The 5,372-nt window shown below is 55.0% G+C and carries 3 rRNA genes; all 3 read left to right on the plus strand.

The window, feature by feature from the left end:
• Positions 1-29: 29 nt before the first annotated feature.
• The 3 genes from WFK36_RS22685 to rrf all read left to right on the plus strand — a co-directional run bounded on the left by WFK36_RS22685 (position 30) and on the right by rrf (position 5,365).
• Positions 30-1,549 (plus strand): 16S ribosomal RNA (locus WFK36_RS22685).
• 433 nt (positions 1,550-1,982) lie between these two features.
• A 23S ribosomal RNA gene (locus WFK36_RS22690) occupies positions 1,983-5,118 on the plus strand.
• Between the two features lie 130 nt (positions 5,119-5,248).
• Positions 5,249-5,365: ribosomal RNA gene (gene rrf, locus WFK36_RS22695) — 5S ribosomal RNA — on the plus strand.
• The 16S, 23S and 5S rRNA genes sit together here, the layout of an rRNA operon.
• The last annotated feature ends 7 nt before the right edge of the window (positions 5,366-5,372 follow it).

Genomic DNA, 5,372 nt, shown 5'->3' on the forward strand with positions numbered 1-5,372 from the left:
CTCTTTGGGGTGTGTTTGTTTCACATTTTTTGTTGGAGAGTTTGATCCTGGCTCAGGACGAACGCTGGCGGCGTGCTTAACACATGCAAGTCGAACGGAAAGGCCCCTTCGGGGGTACTCGAGTGGCGAACGGGTGAGTAACACGTGGGTGATCTGCCCCAAACTCTGGGATAAGCCTGGGAAACTGGGTCTAATACTGGATATGACCTTCTGCTTCATGGTGGTTGGTGGAAAGCTTTTGCGGTTTGGGATGGGCCCGCGGCCTATCAGCTTGTTGGTGGGGTAATGGCCTACCAAGGCGACGACGGGTAGCCGACCTGAGAGGGTGATCGGCCACACTGGGACTGAGACACGGCCCAGACTCCTACGGGAGGCAGCAGTGGGGAATATTGCACAATGGGCGCAAGCCTGATGCAGCGACGCCGCGTGAGGGATGACGGCCTTCGGGTTGTAAACCTCTTTCGGCAGGGACGAAGCGCAAGTGACGGTACCTGCAGAAGAAGCACCGGCCAACTACGTGCCAGCAGCCGCGGTAATACGTAGGGTGCGAGCGTTGTCCGGAATTACTGGGCGTAAAGAGCTCGTAGGCGGTTTGTCGCGTCGTCTGTGAAATTCTGCAACTCAATTGCAGGCGTGCAGGCGATACGGGCAGACTTGAGTACTACAGGGGAGACTGGAATTCCTGGTGTAGCGGTGAAATGCGCAGATATCAGGAGGAACACCGGTGGCGAAGGCGGGTCTCTGGGTAGTAACTGACGCTGAGGAGCGAAAGCGTGGGGAGCGAACAGGATTAGATACCCTGGTAGTCCACGCCGTAAACGGTGGGTACTAGGTGTGGGGCTCATTTCACGAGTTCCGTGCCGTAGCTAACGCATTAAGTACCCCGCCTGGGGAGTACGGCCGCAAGGCTAAAACTCAAAGGAATTGACGGGGGCCCGCACAAGCGGCGGAGCATGTGGATTAATTCGATGCAACGCGAAGAACCTTACCTGGGTTTGACATACACCAGACGTATGTAGAGATACATATTCCCTTGTGGTTGGTGTACAGGTGGTGCATGGCTGTCGTCAGCTCGTGTCGTGAGATGTTGGGTTAAGTCCCGCAACGAGCGCAACCCTTGTCCTGTATTGCCAGCACGTAATGGTGGGGACTTGCAGGAGACTGCCGGGGTCAACTCGGAGGAAGGTGGGGATGACGTCAAGTCATCATGCCCCTTATGTCCAGGGCTTCACACATGCTACAATGGCGCGTACAGAGGGCTGCGAGACCGTGAGGTGGAGCGAATCCCTTAAAGCGCGTCTCAGTTCGGATTGGGGTCTGCAACTCGACCCCATGAAGTCGGAGTCGCTAGTAATCGCAGATCAGCAACGCTGCGGTGAATACGTTCCCGGGCCTTGTACACACCGCCCGTCACGTCATGAAAGTCGGTAACACCCGAAGCCGGTGGCCTAACCCCTCGGGGAGGGAGCCGTCGAAGGTGGGATCGGCGATTGGGACGAAGTCGTAACAAGGTAGCCGTACCGGAAGGTGCGGCTGGATCACCTCCTTTCTAAGGAGCAGACAACACCCAACGCGTCATCCGAATGTGATGATGGTTGGTGTTTGTTCATGGGTGAAACACAAGACGCCACCGCATATATGGCTGGGTCGACCCACAGAGTGGTCGGCGTGGCTGGTGGTAGTCATGCGGGTGACTGCATGGCTGCTTTTTGCACACTATCGGGGTTCTGAGAGAACACACCGGCCGGCAGTTGATTCTGTCGGTTGTTGTTCTTTCTAGACTGCTTGCTGACTTTCCGCCCGTTTGTCGGGTGTGGGGGTGGGTGGGTGTGTGTTGTTTGAGAAGTGGATAGTGGATGCGAGCATCTTGACACGTGTCAGGGTGTTTTGTATTGCAATTTCAAAAAGTATGTTGAATTGAAATGTGATGTCCACATTCGTTCCAGAGCCTCGTTGGGGTTGTGGGGTGTTTGTGGGTGTTGTTGTAAGTGTTTTAGGGCGTTCGGTGGATGCCTTGGTACCAGGAGCCGATGAAGGACGTGGTAGGCCGCGATAGTCCTCGGGGAGTTGTCAAACGAGCTGTGATCCGAGGGTGTCCGAATGGGGAAACCCAGCACGAGTTATGTCGTGTTACCCACTTCTGAATGTATAGGGAGTGTGGAGGGAACGTGGGGAAGTGAAACATCTCAGTACCCACAGGAAGAGAAAACAATAGTGATTCCGTGAGTAGTGGCGAGCGAAAGCGGATGGGGCTAAACTGCGCGTATGTGATACCCGGCAGGGGTTGTGCGTGTGGGGTTGTGGGAGCATCATGTCATCGTCTGCCGGCGGTGAGGTCAGTAAGAAAATCATGGGTTAGGTGAAGTGGCCTGGAATGGTCTGCCGTAGGGGGTGAGAGTCCCGTAACCGAAAACTTGTGGTCTGGCTTTGGTGTTTCCCAAGTAGCAGCGGGCTCGTGGAATCTGCTGTGAATCTGCCGGGACCACCCGGTAAGCCTAAATACTCTCTGGTGACCGATAGCGGACTAGTACCGTGAGGGAAAGGTGAAAAGTACCCCGGGAGGGGAGTGAAATAGTACCTGAAACCGGACGCTTACAATCCGTCAGAGCCTTCCCTTTGGGGTGGGGTGATGGCGTGCCTTTTGAAGAATGAGCCTGCGAGTTAGTGCTCAGTGGCAAGGTTAACCCGTGTGGGGTAGCCGTAGCGAAAGCGAGTCTGAATAGGGCGCATGAGTCGCTGGGTCTAGACCCGAAGCGGAGTGATCTACCCATGGCCAGGGTGAAGCAGAGGTAAGACTTTGTGGAGGCCCGAACCCACTTCAGTTGAAAATGGAGGGGATGAGTTGTGGGTAGGGGTGAAAGGCCAATCAAACTCCGTGATAGCTGGTTCTCCCCGAAATGCATTTAGGTGCAGCGTCACGTGTTTCTTACTGGAGGTAGAGCTACTGGATGGCCGATGGGCCCTACAAGGTTACTGACGTCAGCCAAACTCCGAATGCCGGTAAGTGAGAGCGTGGCAGTGAGACTGCGGGGGATAAGCTTCGTAGTCGAGAGGGAAACAGCCCAGATCGCCGGCTAAGGCCCCTAAGCGTGTACTAAGTGGAAAAGGATGTGGGGTCGCGAAGACAACCAGGAGGTTGGCTTAGAAGCAGCCACCCTTGAAAGAGTGCGTAATAGCTCACTGGTCAAGTGATCCTGCGCCGACAATGTAGCGGGGCTCAAGTACACCGCCGAAGCCGCGGCACTCACACATGTACATCGGCGACCCCTTTTGGGGGGTTGTCTAGTGGTGTGGGTGGGTAGGGGAGCGTCCTGCATCCGTGGAAGCCGCAGAGTGATCTAGTGGTGGAGGGTGTGGGAGTGAGAATGCAGGCATGAGTAGCGAAAGACAAGTGAGAAACTTGTCCGCCGAATGACCAAGGGTTCCTGGGCCAGGTTAATCCGCCCAGGGTGAGTCGGGACCTAAGGCGAGGCCGACAGGCGTAGTCGATGGACAACGGGTTGATATTCCCGTACCCGTGTATCCGCGCCCAGTGGCGAATCATCTGTACTAACCATCCAAAAGCACTGTTTCGACCTTTCGGGGTTGTCTTGGTGTGGCTGCGTGGGACCTTGGGTGTAGTAGTCAAGCGATGGGGTGACGCAGGAAGGTAGCTGGGCCAGTCAGTGGTTGTACTGGTGTAAGCCTGTAGGGAGTGACATAGGCAAATCCGTGTCACATTGATCCTGAGAGGTGATGCGTAGCCGTTTTGGTGAATTCAGTGATCCTATGCTGCCGAGAAAAGCCTCTAGTGAGTTGGTGCACGGCCCGTACCCCAAACCGACACAGGTGGTCAGGTAGAGAATACTAAGGCGATCGAGATAACTGTGGTTAAGGAACTCGGCAAATTACCCCCGTAACTTCGGGAGAAGGGGGGCCATGGCTGGTGATCACTCTTTGCGGTGTGAGCTGGTTGTGGTCGCAGAGACCAGAGAGAAGCGACTGTTTACTAAAAACACAGGTCCGTGCGAAGTCGTAAGACGATGTATACGGACTGACGCCTGCCCGGTGCTGGAAGGTTAAGAGGACCGGTTAGTGGACTTGTTCCGCGAAGCTGAGAATTTAAGCCCCAGTAAACGGCGGTGGTAACTATAACCATCCTAAGGTAGCGAAATTCCTTGTCGGGTAAGTTCCGACCTGCACGAATGGCGTAACGACTTCTCTGCTGTCTCAACCACAGACTCGGCGAAATTGCAGTACGAGTAAAGATGCTCGTTTCGCGCGGCAGGACGAAAAGACCCCGGGACCTTCACTATAGCTTGGTATTGGTGTTCGGTACGGTTTGTGTAGGATAGGTGGGAGACTGTGAAGCTGGCACGCTAGTGTTGGTGGAGTCGTTGTTGAAATACCACTCTGATCGTATTGGGCTTCTAACCTCGGACCCTGATCGGGTTCAGGGACAGTGCCTGGTGGGTAGTTTAACTGGGGCGGTTGCCTCCTAAAATGTAACGGAGGCGCCCAAAGGTTCCCTCAGCCTGGATGGCAATCAGGTGTTGAGTGTAAGTGCACAAGGGAGCTTGACTGTGAGACGTACATGTCGAGCAGGGACGAAAGTCGGGACTAGTGATCCGGCACCGGCAAGTGGAAGCGGTGTCGCTCAACGGATAAAAGGTACCCCGGGGATAACAGGCTGATCTTCCCCAAGAGTCCATATCGACGGGATGGTTTGGCACCTCGATGTCGGCTCGTCGCATCCTGGGGCTGGAGTAGGTCCCAAGGGTTGGGCTGTTCGCCCATTAAAGCGGCACGCGAGCTGGGTTTAGAACGTCGTGAGACAGTTCGGTCTCTATCCGCCGCGCGCGATTAGAAACTTGAGGAAACCTGTCCCTAGTACGAGAGGACCGGGACGGACGAACCTCTGGTGTGCCAGTTGTTCCGCCAGGAGCACTGCTGGTTAGCTACGTTCGGAAGGGATAACCGCTGAAAGCATCTAAGCGGGAAGCCTGTTCCAAGATGAGGTTTCTCACCACCCTTCGGGGTGGGTAAGGCCCCCTACAGACTATGGGGTTGATAGGCCAGAACTGTAAGCATAGTAATGTGTTCAGGTGACTGGTACTAATAGGCCGAGGACTTACTAACAACACTCACACGCATTCGTGACACACGTTTTTGTGTCTGTGATGGTCGCATCCACTATCTACTTCTGAAACAACACACGACTGTGATCCCCTTTTTTGGGGGGTTGTGGTTGGTGATAGTTTCATATTGTTTCGGTGGCTATAGCGGAGGGGAAACGCCCGGCCCCATTCCGAACCCGGAAGCTAAGCCCTCCAGCGCCGATGGTACTGCACTTTAGTCAGTGTGGGAGAGTAGGACACCGCCGAACTCAACAT

Source organism: Gordonia malaquae (assembly GCF_037148075.1).
Taxonomy (GTDB): Bacteria; Actinomycetota; Actinomycetes; order Mycobacteriales; family Mycobacteriaceae; genus Gordonia; species Gordonia malaquae.